Source organism: Caulobacter sp. X (assembly GCF_002742635.1).
Taxonomy (GTDB): domain Bacteria; phylum Pseudomonadota; class Alphaproteobacteria; order Caulobacterales; family Caulobacteraceae; genus Caulobacter.
This window is the reverse complement of the sequence record NZ_PEGF01000001.1, coordinates 2,613,496-2,633,538: the sequence shown is the minus strand read 5'-3', so window position 1 is coordinate 2,633,538 and position 20,043 is coordinate 2,613,496. Positions and strand designations below refer to the sequence as shown.

Annotated in this window: 17 protein-coding genes; 7 read left to right on the top strand and 10 right to left on the bottom strand. The window is 69.3% G+C overall.

The features are described from left to right. Positions 1-629 precede the first annotated feature (629 nt). The 6 genes from CSW60_RS12260 to sdhC form a co-directional block, all read right to left on the bottom strand. Positions 630-950: a 2Fe-2S iron-sulfur cluster-binding protein gene (locus tag CSW60_RS12260; RefSeq protein WP_066680320.1), complete on the bottom strand. Its 321-nt coding sequence runs from the start codon at positions 948-950 to the stop codon at positions 630-632. Between the two features lie 27 nt (positions 951-977). Beyond that, positions 978-2,216 carry an NAD(P)/FAD-dependent oxidoreductase gene (locus CSW60_RS12255; protein WP_099537499.1) on the bottom strand — a complete coding sequence of 413 codons (1,239 nt, stop codon included), beginning with the start codon at positions 2,214-2,216 and terminating at the stop codon, positions 978-980. 129 nt (positions 2,217-2,345) lie between these two features. Continuing rightward, a complete protein-coding gene (locus CSW60_RS12250; protein ID WP_066680323.1) occupies positions 2,346-3,128 on the bottom strand; it encodes a succinate dehydrogenase iron-sulfur subunit in 783 nt (260 codons plus the stop codon). Between the two features lie 7 nt (positions 3,129-3,135). Next, positions 3,136-4,923, bottom strand: coding sequence for a succinate dehydrogenase flavoprotein subunit (gene sdhA / locus CSW60_RS12245; protein ID WP_099537498.1), 1,788 nt, complete (start codon positions 4,921-4,923; stop codon positions 3,136-3,138). Then, the gene (gene sdhD, locus CSW60_RS12240) at positions 4,923-5,378 is read right to left on the bottom strand and encodes a succinate dehydrogenase, hydrophobic membrane anchor protein (RefSeq protein WP_201723048.1); all 456 of its coding nucleotides are present in this window, start codon (positions 5,376-5,378) and stop codon (positions 4,923-4,925) included. The genes sdhA and sdhD overlap by 1 nt, the downstream gene beginning before the upstream one ends. After that, positions 5,345-5,752 carry a succinate dehydrogenase, cytochrome b556 subunit gene (gene sdhC / locus CSW60_RS12235; protein ID WP_099537497.1) on the bottom strand — a complete coding sequence of 136 codons (408 nt, stop codon included), beginning with the start codon at positions 5,750-5,752 and terminating at the stop codon, positions 5,345-5,347. Before sdhC ends, sdhD begins: the two co-directional genes overlap by 34 nt. Before the next feature lie 182 nt (positions 5,753-5,934). Here sdhC and CSW60_RS12230 point away from each other — a divergent pair, with 182 nt between their 5' ends. Beyond that, positions 5,935-7,368 (top strand): sensor histidine kinase, encoded by a 1,434-nt coding sequence (locus tag CSW60_RS12230; RefSeq protein WP_099537496.1) that lies wholly within the window; start codon positions 5,935-5,937, stop codon positions 7,366-7,368. Here CSW60_RS12230 and CSW60_RS12225 read toward each other — a convergent pair. Continuing rightward, the gene (locus tag CSW60_RS12225; protein WP_099537495.1) at positions 7,365-7,952 is read right to left on the bottom strand and encodes an NUDIX domain-containing protein; all 588 of its coding nucleotides are present in this window, start codon (positions 7,950-7,952) and stop codon (positions 7,365-7,367) included. The two genes, CSW60_RS12230 and CSW60_RS12225, sit on opposite strands and share 4 nt — an antisense overlap. Before the next feature lie 9 nt (positions 7,953-7,961). Beyond that, a complete protein-coding gene (gene zapE / locus CSW60_RS12220; protein ID WP_099537494.1) occupies positions 7,962-9,080 on the bottom strand; it encodes a cell division protein ZapE in 1,119 nt (372 codons plus the stop codon). Positions 9,081-9,165: 85 nt separating this feature from the next. On the opposite strand from zapE, the gene tsaE reads away from it, so the two are divergent. The 6 genes from tsaE (at position 9,166) to trxA (ending at position 18,453) form a co-directional block, all read left to right on the top strand. Continuing rightward, positions 9,166-9,612 carry a tRNA (adenosine(37)-N6)-threonylcarbamoyltransferase complex ATPase subunit type 1 TsaE gene (tsaE, locus tag CSW60_RS12215; protein ID WP_099537660.1) on the top strand — a complete coding sequence of 149 codons (447 nt, stop codon included), beginning with the start codon at positions 9,166-9,168 and terminating at the stop codon, positions 9,610-9,612. Beyond that, complete coding sequence (gene amgK, locus CSW60_RS12210) at positions 9,602-10,693, top strand: N-acetylmuramate/N-acetylglucosamine kinase AmgK (RefSeq protein ID WP_099537493.1); 1,092 nt, start codon at positions 9,602-9,604, stop codon at positions 10,691-10,693. The genes tsaE and amgK overlap by 11 nt, the downstream gene beginning before the upstream one ends. Next, positions 10,690-11,415 (top strand): N-acetylmuramate alpha-1-phosphate uridylyltransferase MurU, encoded by a 726-nt coding sequence (murU, locus tag CSW60_RS12205; RefSeq protein WP_099537492.1) that lies wholly within the window; start codon positions 10,690-10,692, stop codon positions 11,413-11,415. The genes amgK and murU overlap by 4 nt, the downstream gene beginning before the upstream one ends. Further along, complete coding sequence (gene addB / locus CSW60_RS12200; protein WP_099537491.1) at positions 11,412-14,399, top strand: double-strand break repair protein AddB; 2,988 nt, start codon at positions 11,412-11,414, stop codon at positions 14,397-14,399. The genes murU and addB overlap by 4 nt, the downstream gene beginning before the upstream one ends. Positions 14,400-14,529: 130 nt before the next feature. Continuing rightward, a complete protein-coding gene (gene addA / locus CSW60_RS12195) occupies positions 14,530-17,991 on the top strand; it encodes a double-strand break repair helicase AddA (RefSeq protein WP_099537490.1) in 3,462 nt (1,153 codons plus the stop codon). Positions 17,992-18,120: 129 nt separating this feature from the next. Continuing rightward, positions 18,121-18,453 (top strand): thioredoxin, encoded by a 333-nt coding sequence (trxA, locus tag CSW60_RS12190; protein ID WP_099537489.1) that lies wholly within the window; start codon positions 18,121-18,123, stop codon positions 18,451-18,453. 65 nt (positions 18,454-18,518) lie between these two features. Here the strand turns inward: trxA and CSW60_RS12185 are convergent, their stop codons facing one another. Beyond that, positions 18,519-18,626: a hypothetical protein gene (locus CSW60_RS12185; protein ID WP_004617960.1), complete on the bottom strand. Its 108-nt coding sequence runs from the start codon at positions 18,624-18,626 to the stop codon at positions 18,519-18,521. Positions 18,627-18,711: 85 nt separating this feature from the next. After that, a complete protein-coding gene (locus CSW60_RS12180; protein ID WP_099537488.1) occupies positions 18,712-20,028 on the bottom strand; it encodes a folylpolyglutamate synthase/dihydrofolate synthase family protein in 1,317 nt (438 codons plus the stop codon). Positions 20,029-20,043: the final 15 nt, after the last annotated feature.

Sequence of the window (20,043 nt, the reverse complement as noted above, 5' to 3'; positions counted from 1 at the left end):
GCCTGCGTTTCTCTTTCCAAATCAACAATGTCAAAGACCCGAACCGCCTCAGCGGCCCCACCGTTTAGCGCCCGGTGTCGGCGGAGGCGGCTATCTATCCAACCTCGTTTTCCGTGTCAAATCGTTTTTTCAAACTTTTTGAACCGGACCAGCGAACCCTGGAAATCCAGGAAGCGCCAGAGTGGCGAGCTTCTAGAGAAGCCAACCAAGCCAGTCAAGCAGTTATTTCGAGAAGATCTCAAAAACTCTACTTAACTAACCCTTCATCGCGCCGCTGAATTCTTTCAAAGTCTTGGCGGCGATGATCGGAGCGGCGCTTCTAATGAGGCGACATTCCGAAGTCAACCAACTCTTTTCGACTTTTTCGCACCACCGAAACCGGGAAGCGAAGAGACAAAAAGAAGACCCTCAGGGCTGCCGAAGCCGCCCTTGCGGATCCATCATCGAGTCGATTGGAGCGCGGTATCTAGCCAAGCGTCTTGAGCGATGCAAGCTCCCTTTCGGGGGCCGCGTCGTCCGGTCGCGAAGCCGTTCCGAGCGAGGCGTTGATCTAGTCTCCGCTTCCCGCTCTGGCAACCCCCTCGCGACAATATAACGACGCTCTTTTGACGGCGTGGTTAGCGCCGCCCCTAGTGCTGGCTTTCCGGCAGGCGGACCACCAGGCCGTCCAGGGCGTCGGTCACCTTGATCTGGCACGACAGGCGGCTGTTCGGCTCGACGTTCTCGGCGAAGTCCAGCATCGACTCTTCCATGGCCGACTTGTCGCCGGTCTTGGCCAGCCAGGCTTCGTCGACATAGACGTGGCAGGTCGCGCAGGCGCAGGCGCCGCCGCAGTCGGCGTCGATGCCCGGCACGTTGTTCTTTACGGCGCCTTCCATGACCGTCAGGCCCGGCTTGACGTCCAGGGCGTGCTCGGTCCCGTCGTGTTCGATATAAGTGATCTTGGCCATGTGGCTCCCTATTCCCCTTGAGCGACCTTAGGCCGCCACCTCTTTCATGGACACCGTGGTGTCGGCGAGCTTTTCGGCGTTCACCGGCGTGCGTTTGGCGATCATTTGCTTGCCGGCCATGAACTCCGGCGGCGCATTGACCGCTTCGACGGCCTGCAGCAGGTCGCCCTTCAGGTGGAAGACCGCGAACTTGGCGGCGGCGACGTCGCCGCGCACCACCTGGCGGTCGGCCTCGAATGGCAGGCCGGCGATCTGGAGCTTCAGGTCGTACTGGTCGGACCAGAACCATGGCACTTCCGGCGCGGGGCCAGGGCGACCGAGAATCGCCGACGCCGCCTGCTTGGCCTGCTCCAGGGCGTTGGGCACGCTCTCCAGGCGGAACTGACGCTCATAAAGGGGCAACGGCCGGTGGGTGACGTCCCCGATCGCGAAGATCGCCGGATCATCCGTGCGCGCCTCGAGGTCGACGACCACGCCGTTGGCGGTCGCCAGGCCCGCGTCCTTGGCCAGCTCGTCGTTGGGAATCGCGCCGACGCCGACGAGGGCGACGTCGCACGGCAGAACGCGACCGTCCGACAGGCGCACGCCGCTGATGTGCTCGCCCGCGCCTTCGAAGGCCTCGACACCGGCGTTCAGCTCGAACGCCACGCCTCGGGCGCGGTGATAGTCTTGGAAGAAGGTCGAGAGGGTTTCGCAGGCCACGCGGGCCAGCACCCGGCTCTCGCGCTCGACCACGACGACCTCGGCGCCCAGCGCGCGGGCCGAGGCCGCGGCTTCGAGACCGACATAGCCGCCGCCGATCACGGCCAGGCGCTTGCCTGGGCCCAGGGCGTTCTTAAGCAGCTCGGCGTCGGCCGCCGTCCGCAGCGCCAGGACGCCGGCCAGGTCCGCGCCCGGAATCGGCAGCTGCCGCGCGCGCGCGCCAGTCGCCAAGATGAGGAAGTCATAGGAGATGGCCTCGCCCGAGGCGAGGGTGACGGTCTTGGCTGAGCGGTTGATGCGCTCGGCGACGCCCGAGAGGCGCAGGAAGACATTGTTCTCGCCGTACCAATCCGCCGGCTTGAGCGCGAGAGAGTCAGCGTCGGCCTCGCCCTTCAGCCAGGCCTTGGACAGCGGCGGGCGCTGATAGGGCAAAAGCGGCTCGTCGCCGATCAGCACGATCCGGCCCTCGTGGCCATACTGACGCAGGAACGCGGCGGCCGAACCGCCCGCGTGACCCGCGCCGACGATGACGACGCATGCGTTCTGATTGGCTTCAGCGCTCAATGACGCCCTCCCTTTCGTCAAAAATGACGGCGGCGTCACCTATTGGCAAGCGCCTTCGATAGAGGCGGATACATAGAGGGCGGCGGTTCGCTTCCAAACCGCCGCCCTTTGGGTCGTCTGAGGAGTGCGTCAGACGACGCGCTCGACCATCATCTTCTTGATCTCTGCGATGGCTTTCGCCGGGTTCAGGCCCTTCGGGCAGACCTGGGCGCAGTTCATGATCGTGTGGCAGCGATAGAGCTTGAAGGGGTCCTCAAGCGCATCGAGGCGGTCGCCGGTGGCCTCGTCGCGGCTGTCGATCAGCCAGCGATAGGCGTGCAGCAGGGCCGCCGGGCCCAGATACTTGTCGCCGTTCCACCAATAGCTGGGGCACGAGGTCGAGCAGCAGGCGCACAGGATGCACTCATAAAGGCCGTCCAGCTTCTCGCGGTCTTCCGGCGACTGCTTCCACTCGGTCTGCGGCTCGGGCGTGTCGGTGTGCAGCCAGGGCTCGATCGAGGCGTACTGGGCGTAGAACAGCGTCAGGTCCGGGATCAGGTCCTTGACCACCGGCATGTGCGGCAGCGGGCTGATCTGAACGGCCTTGCCCGGGACCTCGGCCCAACCGTGGGTGCAGGCCAGGGTGTTGCGGCCGCCGATGTTCATCGAGCACGAGCCACAGACGCCTTCCCGGCACGACCGGCGGAAGGCCAGGGTCGGGTCGATGGTGTTCTTGATATAGAGCAGGGCGTCCAGCACCATTGGCCCCACGGCGTCCATGTCGACGTCGTAGGTGTCCCAGCGCGGATTGCCGCCCGTTTCCGGATCGTAGCGATAGATCTTGAAGGTCTTGACCTTCTTGGCGCCCGCGGGAGCCGGCCAATGTTTGCCCGACTTGATCTGCGAGTTCTTGGGGAGTGCGAGTTCGACCATCGGACCCTCAGTAGACCCGTTGCTTCGGCGGGATGTAGGCGATGTCCTCGGACATCGTGTAGCTGTGCACCGGGCGGTAATCGATCTTTACCTTGCCCGACTGGTTATCCAGCCACGCCAGGGTGTGCTTCATCCAATCGGTGTCATTGCGGTCCGGGAAGTCTTCCCGGGCATGGGCGCCGCGGCTTTCGGTGCGGTTGGCCGCGCCGTTCACCGTGACCACCGCCTGGCCGATCAGGTTGTCGAACTCCAGGGTCTCCATCAGGTCCGTGTTCCACACGAGGCCGCGGTCAGAGACCTTGATGTCGCCCTTCTTGTCCCAGACGGTTTGCAGGCGCTTCACGCCGCTGTCCAGGCTCTCGCCGGTGCGGAACACGGCGGCGTCTTCCTGCATGGCCTTCTGCATCTCGAGACGCAGCGAGGCGGTCGGGGTCGAGCCAGAAGCGTTGCGGAAGTGGTCGAAGCGGGCCAGGTGGGCTTCGGTCTGGGCGTCCTTCAGCTCGGGCTGCTTGGCGCCCGGCTTGAGGATCTCGGCGCAGCGCAGAGCCGCGGCGCGGCCGAACACCACGAGGTCGATCAGCGAGTTGGAGCCCAGGCGGTTGGCGCCGTGCACCGACACGCAGGCGGCCTCGCCCACGGCCATCAGGCCCGGGATCACCTGGTCGGGGTTGTCGCCGTTCTTGGTGACGACCTCGCCGTGATAGTTCGTCGGGATGCCGCCCATGTTGTAGTGCACGGTCGGCAGCACCGGGATCGGCGCCTTGGTGACGTCGACGCCGGCGAAAACCTTGGCGGTCTCGGAGATGCCCGGCAGGCGCTCGTGCAGGATCTTCGGATCCAGGTGATCCAGGTGCAGGAAGATGTGGTCCTTGTTCGGGCCCACGCCGCGACCTTCGCGGATCTCGATGGTCATCGCGCGGCTGACCATGTCGCGCGGCGCCAAGTCCTTCACCGACGGGGCGTAGCGCTCCATGAAGCGCTCGCCTTCGGAGTTGGTCAGGTAGCCGCCTTCGCCGCGGGCGCCTTCGGTGATCAGGCAGCCGGCGCCGTAGATGCCGGTGGGGTGGAACTGCACGAACTCCATGTCCTGCAGCGGCAGGCCGGCGCGCAGGGCCATGGCGTTGCCGTCGCCCGTGCAGGTGTGGGCCGAGGTCGCCGAGAAGTAGGCGCGGCCGTAACCGCCGGTCGCCAGGACCACCATCTGAGCCTGGAAGCGGTGCAGGGTGCCGTCGTCGAGCTTCCACGCGGTCACGCCGCGGCAGACGCCGTCGTCCATGATCAGGTCGAGGGCGAAGTACTCGATGAAGAACTCGGTGTCGTGGGCCAGCGACTGGCCATACATCGTGTGCAGCATGGCGTGACCGGTCCGGTCGGCCGCGGCGCAGGTGCGCTGGATCGGGCCTTCGCCGTAGTTCTTGGTCATGCCGCCGAAGGCGCGCTGATAAATCTTGCCGTCGGCCGTGCGCGAGAAGGGCACGCCCCAGTGCTCGAGCTCATAGACCGCCGCCGGAGCGTTGCGGGTCAGGTACTCGATGGCGTCCTGGTCGCCCAGCCAGTCCGAACCCTTGACGGTGTCGAACATGTGCCAGCGCCAGTCGTCCTGACCCATGTTGCCCAGCGAGGCCGAGATGCCGCCCTGCGCCGCCACGGTGTGGCTGCGGGTCGGGAACACCTTGGTGATGCAGGCGGTCTTGAGGCCGGCCTGGGCGGCGCCCAGCGCGGCGCGGAGGCCCGAGCCGCCGGCGCCGACGACGACGACGTCGAACTTGTGGTCGATGAACTTGTAGGCCGACATCAATGGGCTCCGGTCACGGTCAGGGCCACCTTCAGGATCGAGAAGATCCCGACGGCGCCGGCGATCACGCAGACGAACAGGTTTCCGATCACCAGGGCGGTCTTGGTCGTGAAGCGATGGATGTAATCCTCGATCACCACCTGCATCGCGCCCTGCAGGTGCACGAGGGCGACCAGCAGCAGCAGGCTCGACAGCACCGCGTTCAGCGGCTGGCCCAGCCACAGGGCGACGGTGTGCTGGTCGGCGCCGATCAGGCGGAGCGCGGCGTAGGCGCCCCACAGCAGCAGCGGAACCAGGGCCAGGCCCGAGACGCGCTCGGTGATGAAGTGGTGGACGCCATGACGGGCGGCGCCGAGGCCCCGGGCGCGCGACAGCGGCGTGCGGAACTGCTGGGGTTGATAGATGTCGTTCTTGCTCATGATCAGAACGCTCCGTTGGCGCCGGCCAGCACCCAGGTGACGATCGTCGCCACGACCGCGAAGGCGATCGACATGGCGCCGGTCATGTCGGCGGTGCGCGGCGCGAAGCCCTTGCCCGCGTCCCAGAAGGTCTGACGGATGACGTAGGCGACGGTGTAGAAGACCGCGAAGGTCTCGCCCAGCAGCACCAGCTTGCCGATCGGCGAGCCCAGGATGCTCAGATAGCCGGCGTAGACGCTCGGCCCAGCCGCCAGAGCGGCGGCCCAACCGGCCAGGATGGCGGCGCCCACGTAGAGGGCCACCAGGCAGCCGCGGTGAAGGATCGAGCAGGCCATCGTAATGTGCCAGCGCCACACCTGCGTGTAGGGCGACATCGGGCGCTCGGGCAGCCCCCGGCTCGTGTCGGTCATGGGAGGTCCAACCTCAATAGCCCTTGTGCGTTGCGGGACGCTTTTAAGCGCGGGGACTTAGCTGTCAATTAAACGACGCTCTCTTGAGAAACGTTCGCAACGCCGTCAGCCATAAACGGAGGAACCGTCAAGGCCGAGCTTGCGTTACCGTCGGTCGATTTACGGGGCGAACGGCGCGTCAGATGAGTGATCCGATCGATTTCCGCGAGATATTCGATCGCATTCCGTCCCCCTACATGTTGCTGGACCGTGAATACCGCTATGTCGCCGCCAACGCCGCCTATCTGGCCGTCGTTCAGCGCCCGTGGGAGGAATTGGACGGCGTCTATTTGTTCGAGGCCTTCCCCTCGGAGGGCGAAAGCCGCGCGCAGCTGGAGGCGTCGCTCAGCCAGGCTCGCGACAAGGGCGAGGTGAACGAGCTCCCGCTGATCCACTACGCGATCGAGCGGCCGGCCCATTTGGGCGGCGGCTTCGAGGACCGGATCTGGAGCGCCACCCACACGCCGATCCCCGACGAGACGGGGGCGACCCGCTACATCCTGCAGCACACCCAGGACGTCACCGCGATCCAGCGCCTGAAGGAGGCCGCCCTTGGCTCGCGCTCGGCCACCATGCTCGGCGATGACGTGCTACGCCGCGCCGAGACGGTGCAGTCGCAGAGCCGGCAGCTTCGCAACCTGTTCATGCAGGCGCCCAGCTTCATGGCCGTGCTGCGCGGCCCCGACCACGTCTTCGACCTCGCCAACAACGCCTATGCCCAATTGATTGGCCATCGCGAGGTGACGGGCCTGCCGTTGCGCGCGGCCCTGCCCGAAGTGGTCGAGCAGGGGTTTGCGGATCTGCTCGATCGCGTGCTGACCACTCGCGAAGCCTTTGTCGGCCGTCGCGTGAAGGTCGCTCTTCAGCGCGCCGCCGAGGGGCCGCTTGAGGAACGCTACCTAGACTTCGTCTACCAACCGATCATCGAGCCGGACGGGACCGCCTCCGGAGTCTTCGTCGAAGGCGTCGATGTGACGGACCAGGTCCAGGCCGACGAGCGCCAGCGCCTGCTGCTCGACGAGCTGAACCATCGCGTCAAGAACACCCTCGCAACGGTCCAGGCCATCGCCCAGCAGACCCTTCGCGGCGCGCAAGGCCCCGCGGCGTTCGCGGAGGCCTTCGAGTCGCGCCTTCTGGCCTTGTCGCAAACCCACAACGCCCTGACCGACAGTCAGTGGGCCGGCGCGGGCCTAAGGCAGATCCTCAGCCAGGAACTGGGGCCCTACGGCGCCGAGCGCGTCTTGATGGACGGCGACGACGTGCACCTGCCAGCGCGCGTGGCGCTGTCCTTGGGCATGGTGTTCCACGAACTGGCGACCAACGCGGCCAAGTATGGAGCGCTGTCGACGGCGGGGCGTCTGGTGTTGAGCTGGTCGGTGACCGGCGAGGGCAGCCTCGTCTTCGAATGGCGCGAGACCGGCGGCCCGCCGACGGCTCCGCCTACCCGACGCGGCTTCGGCTCGCGGCTGATCGAGCGCAGCATCGCCGGCGAACTGCGCGGCCATATCGCCTTCGACTACGCCGCCGAGGGCCTGGTGGTGCGGTTCGACGCGCCGCTGGCGCGCGACATCGCCTAGGGCTTGGCGAACACCGTCAGGGCCAGGTGCTGCAGCAGCATGATGGTCTTGGCGTCGCGGATGCGGCCATCGGCGATCATGGCAAGAGCCTCGTCGATCGTCGGTTCCAGCACCTCGATGTCCTCGCCCTCGTCGGGATGGCCGCCGCCTTCGCCGATCCGCATCGAGGCGTCATACTCGGCCACGAAGAAGTGCAGGATCTCGGTCACCGAGCCCGGGCTCATGAAGGCCTCGAACACCTTGCGAACCTCGCCCAGGCGATAGCCCAGCTCCTCCTCGACCTCGGCGCGGATGCGAACCTCGGGCTCGGCGTCGTCAAGCAGGCCCGCCGCCGCTTCGATCAGCAGGTCGTCATAGCCGTTGACGAAGGCCGGATAGCGGAACTGCTTGACCAGCAGCACGGTCCGGTTGGCCAGGTTGTACGGCAGCAGCACCGCCCCGTTGCCGCGATCGTAGTGCTCGCGGCTCTGGGTCTGCCAGGTCCCATCGCGTCGCTTCCAGTCGAAGGTCGTGGTCTTCAGGACGTACCAGTTGTCGGACAGCAGCTTGGTCTCGCGTACGCGGACACGGTCTTTGACGGACATGGGAAGCTCCTAATCGCGAACGCGCGAGACATAGTCGGCCGAGCGCATTTCCTGCAGGCGCGAGACGGTGCGCTCGAATTCGAAGGCGCCGTCGCCCTCGGGATACAGCGCCTCGGGCTCGGCCTCGGCCAGGGCGACCAGCTTGGCGTCAGCCTCGTAGAGGGCGTCGATCAGGGTGTTGAACCGCTTGGCCGCGTCGCGCCGCGCCGGCGTCAGGCAGGGCACGTCCTCGAGGAAGATCGTGTGGAAGCGCTCGGCTAGGGCCAGATAGTCCTGCGGTCCCAGCGCCTGTTGGCACAGGCTGGCGAACGAGGCGCGAACCAGGCCGCCGGAAGCGCGCGGCAGGCGCATCTTGCGGCCTAGCACCTCCAGCGTCGCCCCGGTCTCCGGCGCGCCGTCCAGCATGTCGGCCCAAAGCCGTTCGAACTCGGCCTCGCTAGCCTTGTCGATCGGCGAGAGCCAAGTGCGGGCCGCGCGCAGGCGGTCCAGGCGGAAGTCGACCGGCCCGCGCACCGCCACAATGTCCAGCGCCGACTTCAACATGTCGATGAAGGGCAGGAAGAGCTGGCGGTTCAGCCCATCCTTGTAGAGGTCCTCCGGCGGCCGGTTCGAGGTCGCCACCAAGGTGACGCCGCGCGCGAACAGCGCCTCGAACAGGCGGCCCAGGATCATGGCGTCGGCGATGTCGGTGACCTGCAGTTCGTCGAAGCAGAGCAGGCGCGCGTTCTGGGCGATCAGTTCGGCCGTTGGGGCGATCGGGTCGTCGCCCTTCGACTGGCCAAAGCGCGCCTTGCGCGCGGCCGCGTCGCCCTTGCGCCAGGCGTCGATGTCGGCGTGGACCTCGGCCATGAAGGCGTGGAAGTGGATGCGGCGCTTCTTGGCGACCGGGGCGCTGTCGAAGAACAGGTCCATCAGCATGGACTTCCCGCGTCCGACTGGCCCCCACAGATAGACGCCCCGCTGGCTCTTGGGCTTGCGGCCGAAGAACGAGAAGTTCGGCTCGCCGGCGGAGTCCAGATCGGCTTCCAGGCGGGACAGGGCCTCGACGGCGGCGGCTTGGGCGGCGTCGGGACGGATCTCGCCCTGGGCCAGGCGCTCGCGATAGGCGGTGCGGAGGGATGTCGGCATCGAGATTGCGGTTAGCGCGTGCGCGGCGCGGGGGAAAGGGCCTTGCGCCCTCAACATCGCGCAGGCGACGCGCTATGGGATGGGCATGACCACCCTTTCCCTCGCCGATGAGGCCGCGACCCAGGCGCTGGGCCGCCAGCTGGCCGCGTGCTTGCGCCCCGGCGACGCCCTCTGCCTGACCGGCCCGCTGGGCGCCGGCAAGTCGACCCTGGCCCGCGCCCTGATCCGCGCCCTGACGACGCCGGACGAGGAGGTGCCGAGCCCCACCTTCACCCTGGTGCAGTTCTACGAGACGCCCGCGTTCCCGCTGGCCCACTTCGACCTCTATCGCCTGACCGATCCTGACGAGGCCTATGAGATCGGCCTGGACGAGGCCCTGGACGGCGGCGCGGCCTTGATCGAATGGCCGCAGCGACTGGAAGGGCGTTTGCCGCCGAATCGGCTCGATATAGACATCGCCCTCGACGGCGACGCGCGACGCGCCGTCATCACGGCGCACGGTAGTTTCGAAGGACGCTCCCTTGAGTTCTGAACGTGAAGCGGCCAAGGCCGCGTTCCTGAAAGCCCACGGCTTCGGCGACGTCCGCCGCCAGCCGCTGGGCGGCGACGCCTCGACGCGCAGCTACGAGCGTCTGCATCGGGATGGCGGCCAGACTTTCATCTTCATGGACCAGCCGCCAGCGCTGGAAAGCGTTGTGTGCCCGCCAGGCGCCACCGATGCCGAGCGCCTGGCCCTGGGCTACAACGCCGCCGCGCGCTTGGCCGCCGGCTCGGTCGCCGCCTTCGTGGCCGCCGCCGACTATCTGACCCAGCGCGGCCTCTCCGCGCCGCGCATCTTCGCCTACGATATCGCGCAAGGACTCGCGGTATTGGAAGACCTCGGCGATGGCCTCTACGCCACCTTGATCGCCGAGGGGCAGGACGAGCATCCGCTCTACGAAGCGGCCGTCGACCTGCAGGTCGCCCTGCATGCCGAAACGCCGCCCGATGTTCTGGCCGTGGGCGAGATCCGCTGGCCGCTGCTGACCTACGACACCTTGGCGCTGAAATACGCCACCGACACCTTCCTGGAATGGTGGCCGCAGTTCGCCGGCATTCCGGCGTTTGGCCCCGAGGCCGTGGCCGAGTGGGACGCGCTCTGGGCCCCCGTTTGGGTGCGCGGCGAGGCTGGCGCCAGCGTCTTCACACACCGCGACTACCACGCCCAGAATCTAGTCTGGCTGCCTGAGCGCGAGGGCGTGGCCCGTGTCGGCTTGCTGGATTTCCAGGACGCTTTGCGCGCCCACCCAGCCTGGGACCTGACCCACCTGTTGCAGGACGCCCGCCGCGATGTGTCGACGAACCTGGAAACGGCCATGCTTGACCGCTACCTCGACGCTCGTCCCCACGTCGATCGTGAAGCCTTCGTCGCTGACTACCGCGCGCTGGCGGCCTCGAACGCGGCCCGCATCCTTGGTCGGGTTTTCGCCCGCCAAGCCATGCTGGGACGTCGCCAGTACGAGGCTTACATGCCGCGCACCTGGCGTTATCTGGAGCGAAACCTCTCCGATCCCGCGCTAACGGGCCTGAAGGCCTGGTTCGATCGCCACGTCCCGGCGGAGGCCCGTCGATGAGCGGTCCCAAGGTTGCGATGGTGCTGGCCGCCGGTCTCGGCACCCGTATGCGTCCCCTGACCAACGACCGCCCCAAGGCCCTGGTCGAGGTCGGCGGCAAGGCGCTGATCGACCACATGCTGGACCGCCTGGCCGCCGCCGGGGTCGAGACGGCCGTGGTCAATGTCCACTATTTCGCCGACCTGGTCGAAGCCCACCTGAAGGCCCGCGAGGCCAAGGGCCTTGGCCCCCGCATCGTCATCTCCGACGAACGCCCGCAAGCCCTGGAGACCGGCGGCGGGATCAAGCACGCCCTGCCGCTGCTGGGCGAAGGCCCGGTGTTCGTCGCCAATATCGACTCGATCTGGATCGAGCATGGCGCCGCCGCCGTCGACGCGGTTGCCGCCGCCTGGGATCCGGCCAAGATGGATGTCTGTCTGATGCTGGCCTCGACCAGCGGTTCGCTGGGCTTCCACGACAGCGGCGATGTCTTCCTGGCGGAGGACGGCGTCGTCCGCTTCAAGGACGCCGGCGAGATGGCGCCCCTGGTCTATGTCGGCGTGCATATCTGTAAGCCCGGGATCACCGCCGACGGTCCGGACGGACCATTCTCGCTGCTGCCGCTCTGGAAGACGCTCGCCGCCGACCATCGCGTCCACGGCGTCGCCCCGGATGGCCTCTGGATGCACGTGGGCGATCCCGACGCCAAGCTGGCGGCCGAGGCGAGGCTCTCTCAGGGATGAGCAGCCAGGCGCCCTTCTTCGAACGTGAGGGGCCGCGCTGGTTCTCGATCCCCGCGCACCGGCCGTTCGTCGACGACCTGGCGCGCGGCCTGCTGAACGCCCTGGAGCCGCTGGGGCCCGAGGCCCTGCCGCGCGCCACGGTCCTGACCCCGACCCGCCGCGGCGCCCGCGCCCTGGCCGACGCCTTCCTGGCGGTCGGCGGGGGCCGCGCCCTGCTGCTGCCGCAGATCCGGCCGCTGGGCGACCTCGACGAAGGCGAGCCGCCGTTCGAGCCGGGCGAACTCTCCATCGACCTGCCGCCGGCCATCGCCTCGCGCCGCCGCCGGTTCGAACTGGCGCGGCTGGTCGTCGATCACGGCAGCCTGCTGTCCTTCAAGCCCGGCCCCGTTCAGGCGCTGGAGCTGGCCAAGGCCCTGTCCGATTTCCTCGACAGCTGCCAGATCGAGGAGATCCATTTCGAAGACAAGCTGGACGGCCTGGCCGAGGGCGACCTCGCCCAGCACTGGCAGGTCTCGGCCCGGTTCCTGAAGGCCGTGCTACGCGCCTGGCCCGAACGGCTGAAGGACCTTGGCCTGATCGACGTCTCCGAGCGCCGCGTGCGGCTGCTGCGGGCCCTTGAGAAGCAATGGTCCGAGAATCCGCCGACCGAAGTCCTGGTCGCCGCCGGCTCGACCGGCACCGCCCCAGCCACCGCCGACCTGCTGCGCGTCGTCGCCGCCGCGCCGAAGGGCGCCGTGGTCCTGCCCGGCCTCGACGAGGACTTGGCCGACAGCGCTTGGGAGCGGATCGAAGGAACCCAGGGCGAGCAGCACCCGCAGGGCGCCATGAAGCGCCTGCTGGACCGCGCCGGCGTCAGCCGCGGCGACGTCCGGGCCTGGGTCCCCGACGCCGACAGCCGCGGCCGCTGGCGCCGGCGGATCGTCAACGAGGCCCTTCGCCCGGCCGAGGCCACCGCCGACTGGCTGGCCCAGATCGCGTCCCTGCGCGCCGAGGCCCCGGACCTCGACCCCATCGCCGAGGGCCTGACCGGCTTTTCCGTCATTGCCGCCCGCGCCGAGGAAGAGGCGGCCGGCGCATGCGCGCTTCTCCTGCGCGAAGCGCTGGAGACGCCGGACAAGACCGCCGCCCTCGTCACGCCCGACCAGACCCTGGCGCGCCGGGTGATGACGCGCTTGCAGCGCTGGGGCGTGATCCCCGACAGCTCGGCCGGCGCGCCCCTGGCCGCCGCCGGTTCGGCGATCCTGGCCTTGCACTTCGCGCGCCTCGTAGAAGAGCCGCTCAATCCGGTCCGCCTGCTGGCCGTCGCCAAACATCCGCTGGTGCTGGGCGAGGACGAAGCGCCGGCCGCCGCCCTCCTGGAGCGCAAGGGCCTGCGCGGCGCCGCGCCCGGCTCGGCCGAGGTTCTGCGCGCCCGCTTGAAGGATGCGCCGGAGGCTCTGGCCCTCTGCGAGCGCGTGCTGGCCGCCGTCGATCACGCCGCCAGCGTGTATGCCGACGGCTACGCGCGTCCCTGCCACGCGGCCAAGGCCCTGGTCGAGGCGCTGGAAGGGCTGATCGCGCCGCCTCGCCTGTGGGCCGGCGGCGCGGGCGAGTGCCTGGGCGCGCTGATGGCCGCCCTGATCCAGGACGGCGAGCCGCTGCCTGACGCCTCGCCCCAGGCTTTCGCCGACATTCTCGATCGGCTCGTCAACGAGGAGACCGTCCGCGTCGGCGGCGCCACCCACCCGCGCCTGCGCATCCTGGGCGCGATCGAGGCCCGCCTCGTGCGCGCCGACCGCCTGGTGCTGGCGGGTCTGGAGGAAGGCGTCTGGCCGCAGGGCGCGCCGATCGATCCCTTCCTGTCGCGGCCGATGCGTCAGCGCCTGGGCCTGCCGCCGCCCGAGCGCCGCGTGGGCCTGACCGCCCACGACTTCGCCCAGGCCGCCAGCGCGCCCGACGTCGTGCTGGTCCACTGCGAGCGGCGCGGCGGCGCGCCGGCCGTCGAGTCGCGCTGGCTGTGGCGGCTGAAGACCCTGGCCGCCGGGGCGGGCCTCGCTTTGCCCCGCCGCGACGACGTGCTGGACTGGGTCCGCGCCCTCGACGCGCCCGAACCCTATTCGCCGATCAAGCGCCCCGAACCCCGCCCGCCGGTCGAGGACCGTCCGCGCAAGATGGCGGTGACCCGCGTCGAGGCCCTGACCCGCGATCCCTACGCCGTCTGGGCGCGCGATATCCTGAGGCTCTACCCGCTGGAGCGCCCCGACGAGCCGGTCGAGGCCCGCGCGCGCGGCACCGCCATCCACGCGGCCTTCGAAAAGTTCGCCGAGACCTATCCCGACGCCGTGCCGGCCGACGCGGCCGTCGCGTTCGAGCGCTTCTATATCGAGGCCCTGGTCGGGGCCGGCATGCCGCCGACCGCTCTCACGCGCGAGAGGGCCCTGGCCCGCGAGGCCGCCCAGTGGGTCGCCGAGTGGGAGCGCCACCGCCGCGCCGGCGCTCGCAAGATCGTGGTCGAGGCCGAGGGCAAGCTGGAGCTCTCCATCAACGGCCGCCCCTTCACCCTGACCGCCAAGGCCGACCGCATCGAGGCGACGCCGGACGGAACCGCCCACATCCTCGACTACAAGACCGGCGCCGCGCCTTCGCAGAAGCAGGTCGACACCGGCTTCTCGCCGCAGCTGACCCTGACGGCCGCCATCCTGATGAATGGCGGCTTCCCGGACCTGGGCAGCCCCGCGCCGGGCGAGCTGACCTATGTCCGCGTTACCGGGCGGCGTCCGGCCGGCGAGGAGCAGGTCCGCGCCTTGGCGAACGGCGAGAGCGAGGAGGCCGCGCGCAAGGCGATGGACGGCCTGGTCAAGCTGATCGCCCGCTACGACGACCCTGACGAGCCTTACCGCTCGCGGGTCGCCCCGCAGTTCGTCAAGGAGCACCCCGGCGACTACGCCCACCTGGCGCGGGTGTTCGAATGGTCGACCAGCGGCGACGACGGAGAGGGCGAATGAAGCCGCTCGACCAAATCCTCCCCCCAGCGGGGGAGGTGTCGGCGAAGCCGGCGGAGGGGGAAGTGGGATCGGCGGGGTCTATCCCCCCTCGGGTCCTGCGGACCACCTCCCCCACGGGGGGAGGATTGTCGTGATCGATCCTCAGCGCATCGCCGCCGATCCGACCATCTCGGCCTTCGTCACGGCTAACGCCGGCTCCGGCAAGACCAAGACCCTGATCGACCGGGTCGCGCGCCTGCTGCTGGCCAAGGTCCCGCCCGAGGCGATCCTTTGCGTCACCTACACCAAGGCCGCCGCCGCCGAGATGCAGCGCCGTCTGTTCGAGCGTCTCGGCAAGTGGTCGGTGACCAGTGACGCCGACCTGCGCGCCGAGCTGGCTAAGCTGGTCGGCGAGAGTGACGACGTCTACGACGCCCGCCGCCTGTCCGAGGCCCGCGCCCTGTTCGCCCAGGCGCTGGAGACCCCCGGCGGCCTGAAGATCCAGACCATCCACGCCTTCTGCGAGAAGCTGCTGCGGCGCTTCCCGCTGGAGGCCGGGGTCTCGCCGGGCTTCACCGTGATGGACGACCAGGCCGGCGCCGCGATCGCCCGCGCCGCTCGCCGCGCGGTCGCCAATTGGGTCGACACCCACGACGACGCGTTCGCGGAGGCCTATGCCCGCTTCTCCGTGGCCCTGGACTTCCAGAGCTTCGAGGCGATGTTCGCCGGCTTCGAGGCGCGGCGCGGTCAGATCATGGCCTATGTCCAGCGCTATGGCGGCCTTTCAGAGGCGATCGCCGACGTCTGGTCGCGCTGTGGCTTCGAGGCGCCGACCTCGGCCGAAGACCTCGCCGCCAAGGCCATGGCGCGCCTCGACCTCGGCGCCTGGCGCGCGGCCGCGACCGTGCTGTTCGACGGCGGCGGCAAGCAGGACGCCAAGTACGCGGAGGCTCTCGCCGCCGTGGCCCGCGATCCGGACGCCGCCCTGGACCTGGCTCTCCGCGCCCTGTTCACCGAGGGCGGCGAAGGCACGCCCGCGACCTGGCCCGCCAAGACCTCGGGCCTGAAGAGCCGCGAGGACCTGCGCGAGGCCTTGCTGCTGGAGCAGGCCAAGCTGGAGGCCGCCCGCGAACAGGTCCGCGCCGCCAAGGTGGCCGAGGACACCGAGAGCGCCCTTCGCCTGGCGGTGCTGTACGTGACCTCGCACCAGATCGAGAAGGACGCGCGCGGGGCGCTGGACTTCACCGACCTGATCGACAAGACCCGCGTCCTGCTGACCGAGAAGGTCGAGGCCGCCTGGGTGCTCTACAAGCTGGACGGCGGCGTCGACCACATCCTGCTGGACGAGGCCCAGGACACCGCCCCCGAGCAGTGGGAGATCCTGCGCGCCCTGACCGCCGACTTCTTCGCGGGCGAGACCTCCGAGGGCTGGAGCGGCCGACGCGCCGAGCGCACCCTGTTCATCGTCGGCGACGAGAAGCAGTCGATCTACTCGTTCCAAGGCGCGGACCCGACGCGCTTGCTGGAAGAGACCCAAGGCTACATCACGCGGATCGAGGCCGTCGGCGCGATCGGCAAGGGCGTGCCGCTGACGGTCTCGTACCGCTCGACCCACGAAGTGCTGAGCTTCGTCGACGCGCTGTTCTCCGATCCCGAGACGCGCGAAGGCGTGCCGCCGCCGGTCGGACAAGACCTGGTCCGCCACGAACTGTTCCGCCACGGGCATCCAGGCTGCGTCGACCTGTGGCCGCTGACCCGCGAGCTGCCGGGCGAGGAACGCGAGGCCTGGGAGGCGCCGCTGGACGCCGAGGGCGAGCGCAGCGCCAACCGTCGCCTTGCCGAGGCCATCGCCGCCGAGACCGCCGCCATCCTCAAGCGCGGCGACGCCGTTTTCGACAAGGAGCTGGGCCGCCATCGCGCGGCGCACGCCGGCGACATCCTCGTCCTGGTGCGCCGCCGCAAAGTTCTGTTCGAGGAGATCATCCGCGCCCTGAAGCGGCGCGGCGTGCCCGTGGCCGGGGCCGACCGCCTGTCGCTGTCCAGCCACATCGCCTTCGAGGACCTTTTGGCCCTGGGGCGCTTCGTCCTGTTCCCGGACGATGACCTGACACTGGCGGCGCTATTGAAGGCGCCGTTCTGCGGCCTCTCCGACGACGATATCTACGCCCTGGCCAAGGGCCGCCGCGCCACGCTGTGGACCGAGCTCCAAAGGCGGTCCGAAGAGCGCGCCGAATGGGGCGCGGCCCGCGCCATGCTGGACTGGGCGCTGGCCGAGGGCCGTCGCCGGCAGCCGTTCGAGTTCTACGCCGCCTGGTTCGGCCTGGCCGACGAGGCTGGCCGCTCGCACCGCGCCAAGGTGCTGACCCGGCTGGGCGCGGAGGCCGAAGAGGCGCTGGACGAGTTCCTGGCCCAGGTGATGGAGGCCGAGCAGCGCGGCGTGCGCGACCTCGAGGCCCTGGTCGCCGACTTCGCGGCGCTGGACATCATCGTCAAGCGCGAGATGGAAGGCGCCCGCCGCGAGGTGCGGGTGATGACCGCCCACGGCTCCAAGGGGCTGGAGGCGCCGATCGTCTTCCTGCCCGAGACCACGGTGAAGCGTGGCGCCGGCGGCTCGCCGCTGCTGGTGACCGAAGACGGCGCCCTCCTGTGGTGCGGCTCCAGCAAGGGCGACTGCGACGCCTCGTCCAAGGCCCGTCGCCTGCGGGAGGACAAGGAAAGCCAGGAAGCGCTGCGTCTTCTGTACGTGGCGCTGACCCGGGCGCGCGACCGGCTGATCCTGTGCGGCCGCATCGACGCGCGAACCAAGGACGACAAGGTCGGCGGCTGGTACGCGGCCGTCCGCGCGGCTTTCGCCCATCCCGACATCGCCCCGCACGTGCGGACCATCGGCGAGGACGAGACCGCCTTCCTGCGCTACGGCCCCGATCCCGCGCCCGCGTCGCGCGCCGAGGAGGACGTCCGCGTCGCCGCCGCCGCGCCGAGCTGGATGACGCACGCCGCGCCGCCGGAGCCGGCCGCCGCCCGCTACGCCGCCCCGTCGCGGATCGAGGACAACGCCCGCGTGCCCGCGCCCTCGCCGCTGGCCCGCGTCGCGGGCCTGGGCCGCTATCGTCGAGGCGAGCTGGTGCACAAGCTGCTCCAGATCCTGCCCGACCTCGCGCCCGAGGCTCGCCCCGCCGCCGCGCGCCGGCTGCTGGCGGCCGAGCGCGACCTGACCGACGATCAGCGCGAGGAGATGGCGGCGGCGGCCTTTGGCGTGCTGGACGACGCGCGGTTCTCCGCCGTGTTCGGCCCGGGCTCGCGCGCCGAGGTCGCCCTGGCCGGGACCAGCGCTCATCTTCCAAAGGGCTTGGCCGTCTCGGGCCGCGTAGACCGGCTTGTGGTGGACGAGACCCGCGTCCTGGTCGTGGACTACAAGACCAACCGCCCGTCGCCCGACCACATCGAGGACGCCGATCCCGCCTACCTGGCCCAGATGGCGGTCTATGCCGCCGTGCTGCGCGAGGTCTTCCCGGGCCGCGCGATCGAGGCGGCTCTGGTCTGGACGGATGGTCCCAAGCTGATGCCGGTTCCAGAAAAGGTGATGGCGCAGGCGCTGGCCAGGCTGGCTTAATCCCGTTGCCGGACGCGCCTGGGCCCCCTACATCTTTGAGCAACCGCCCGGAGCGACTCCGGGTAATTTGGAATTCACCGCGTCCTCCGCGCCGATCATACGCCGCGCGACGCCAGACTGGAGCAAGCCATGAGCACCGTTGCGGTGACCGACGCCACCTTCGAATCCGACGTCCTGAAGGCCAGCAAGCCCGTGCTGGTCGACTTCTGGGCCGAGTGGTGCGGCCCCTGTAAGCAGATCGCCCCGGCGCTCGAGCAGCTCTCCGAAGAGCTCGCCGATGTCGTGACCATCGCCAAGGTCAATATCGAGGACAGCCCGACGACCCCGTCGCGCTACGGCGTCCGCGGCATCCCGACCATGATGCTGTTCCGCGACGGCCAGATGACCTCGATGAAGGTCGGCGCCATGCCCAAGCAGAAGATCCTGGAATGGCTGAACGAAGCCGGCGTCCAGGCCGCCTAAGCGCCTTGCGCCGCTGAATTGAAGACGCCCGCTCCGGCTTCCGGGGCGGGCGTTTTTCGTGGCCTCTACTTCTTGGGCGTCACGATGAACGGCGAGACCGAGACCGGCGGGGCCTTCTTCTCGGCCTTCGGTTTGCGGATTTCCTTGTTCGACTTCTTCTGACCCTTGGCCATCGGCGGTTCCTGCCAGGGCGGGCGCGCTCGCCGAGGATGTCCGGCGGGCCGTGCCGCCCTATCGGCGTCCCACAGCCTTACGCGTTTAAGCCGGCCACGTCTCGGGACTCATCGCCAGCACCTCGCCGGCCAGATACAGCGAACCGCAGATCAATACGTGCGGCGTCGGCTCCATCTGGAGCGCGCGGGTCAGCGCGTCCTCGACGCTGTCGCAGGCTGCGGCGCGCAGGCCTGCCAGCTCGGCGGCGGCGGCGGTCTCGGCGGCGCTGGCGGCGGCGTGGCCTTCGAAGGTCACGGCGAAGACCTTGGTCGCCACGCCCCGGAACGGCGTGAAGAAGCCGGTGGCGTCCTTGTTGGCGAGAAAGCCCGAGATCAGCGCCACGGGCCGGCCGTCGCGAGCGGCGAGGTCGGCGACCGCGCGCGAGACCGCTCGACCGGCGTGCGGATTGTGGCCGCCGTCCAGCCAGAGGTCGGCGCCGGCCGCCTTGGCCCGCTCGGCCAGCGGGCCGGCGGTCAGGCGCTGGAATCGCGCGGGCCAGACGGCGCTGGCGATCCCTCGGCCCACGGCCGCCTCGTCGATGCGCGAATCGCCCAAAGCCAGCAGGGCGGCGACGGCGAGGCCGGCATTGGCGAACTGGTGCTCGCCCGGCAGGGAAGGCGCCGGCAGGTCCAGCAGCCGATCCTGCATCTGCACCAGCAGCCGGCCGCGCTCGTTCCAGGCGTCGAAGTCGCGGCCCATCAGGGTCAGTTCGACCCCGGCCAGGGCGGCCGTGGTCTCCAGCACGTCCTCGGCGTCGCCGTGCTGGCGGGCCGAGACCACCGGGGCGTCCGGCTTGATGATCCCGGCCTTTTCCACGGCGATCTGGGCGATCGTGTCGCCCAGGAACTCGCGGTGGTCGATGTCGATCGGGGCGATGACGCTGACCGCCGGACGCTGGATCACGTTGGTGGCGTCGAGAATGCCGCCCAGGCCCACCTCGACGATGCAGAGGTCGGCCGGGACCTCGGCGAAAGCGACGAAAGCCGCCGCGGTTGTGATCTCGAAGAAGGTGATTTCCTGGCCCGCGTTGGCCTGCTCGACCCGGTCCAGCACATCGCTCAGGTGGTCGTCGGTGATCAGCGTTCCGGCCAGCCGGATGCGTTCGGCGAAACGGACCAGGTGCGGCGAGGTGAAGACGTGGACCTTCAGACCCGCCGCCTCGGCCATGGCGCGCAGATAGGCGACGGTCGAGCCCTTGCCGTTGGTGCCGGCCACGTGGATCACCGGCGGCAGGCGGTCCTGCGGATCGCCCAAGGCGGCGCAAAGCCGCCGCATCCGCTCCAGCGACAGGTCGATCAGCTTGGGATGCAGCGCCTTCAGCCGCTCAAGCGCGGCGTCGTGAGCGCGGAGATGCTCGGCCATTTTCGTCTCCTCCTC

Coding starts and splice junctions, on each gene's coding strand:
- sdhC (WP_099537497.1), bottom strand. CDS start 5,752: ATGACCGACACGAGCCGGGGGCTGCCCGAGCGCCCGATGTCGCCCTAC.
- CSW60_RS12180 (WP_099537488.1), bottom strand. CDS start 20,028: ATGGCCGAGCATCTCCGCGCTCACGACGCCGCGCTTGAGCGGCTGAAG.
- CSW60_RS12225 (WP_099537495.1), bottom strand. CDS start 7,952: ATGTCCGTCAAAGACCGTGTCCGCGTACGCGAGACCAAGCTGCTGTCC.
- CSW60_RS12185 (WP_004617960.1), bottom strand. CDS start 18,626: ATGGCCAAGGGTCAGAAGAAGTCGAACAAGGAAATCCGCAAACCGAAG.
- CSW60_RS12250 (WP_066680323.1), bottom strand. CDS start 3,128: ATGGTCGAACTCGCACTCCCCAAGAACTCGCAGATCAAGTCGGGCAAA.
- sdhA (WP_099537498.1), bottom strand. CDS start 4,923: ATGTCGGCCTACAAGTTCATCGACCACAAGTTCGACGTCGTCGTCGTC.
- CSW60_RS12230 (WP_099537496.1), top strand. CDS start 5,935: ATGAGTGATCCGATCGATTTCCGCGAGATATTCGATCGCATTCCGTCC.
- addB (WP_099537491.1), top strand. CDS start 11,412: ATGAGCAGCCAGGCGCCCTTCTTCGAACGTGAGGGGCCGCGCTGGTTC.
- trxA (WP_099537489.1), top strand. CDS start 18,121: ATGAGCACCGTTGCGGTGACCGACGCCACCTTCGAATCCGACGTCCTG.
- murU (WP_099537492.1), top strand. CDS start 10,690: ATGAGCGGTCCCAAGGTTGCGATGGTGCTGGCCGCCGGTCTCGGCACC.
- tsaE (WP_099537660.1), top strand. CDS start 9,166: ATGACCACCCTTTCCCTCGCCGATGAGGCCGCGACCCAGGCGCTGGGC.
- CSW60_RS12260 (WP_066680320.1), bottom strand. CDS start 950: ATGGCCAAGATCACTTATATCGAACACGACGGGACCGAGCACGCCCTG.
- zapE (WP_099537494.1), bottom strand. CDS start 9,080: ATGCCGACATCCCTCCGCACCGCCTATCGCGAGCGCCTGGCCCAGGGC.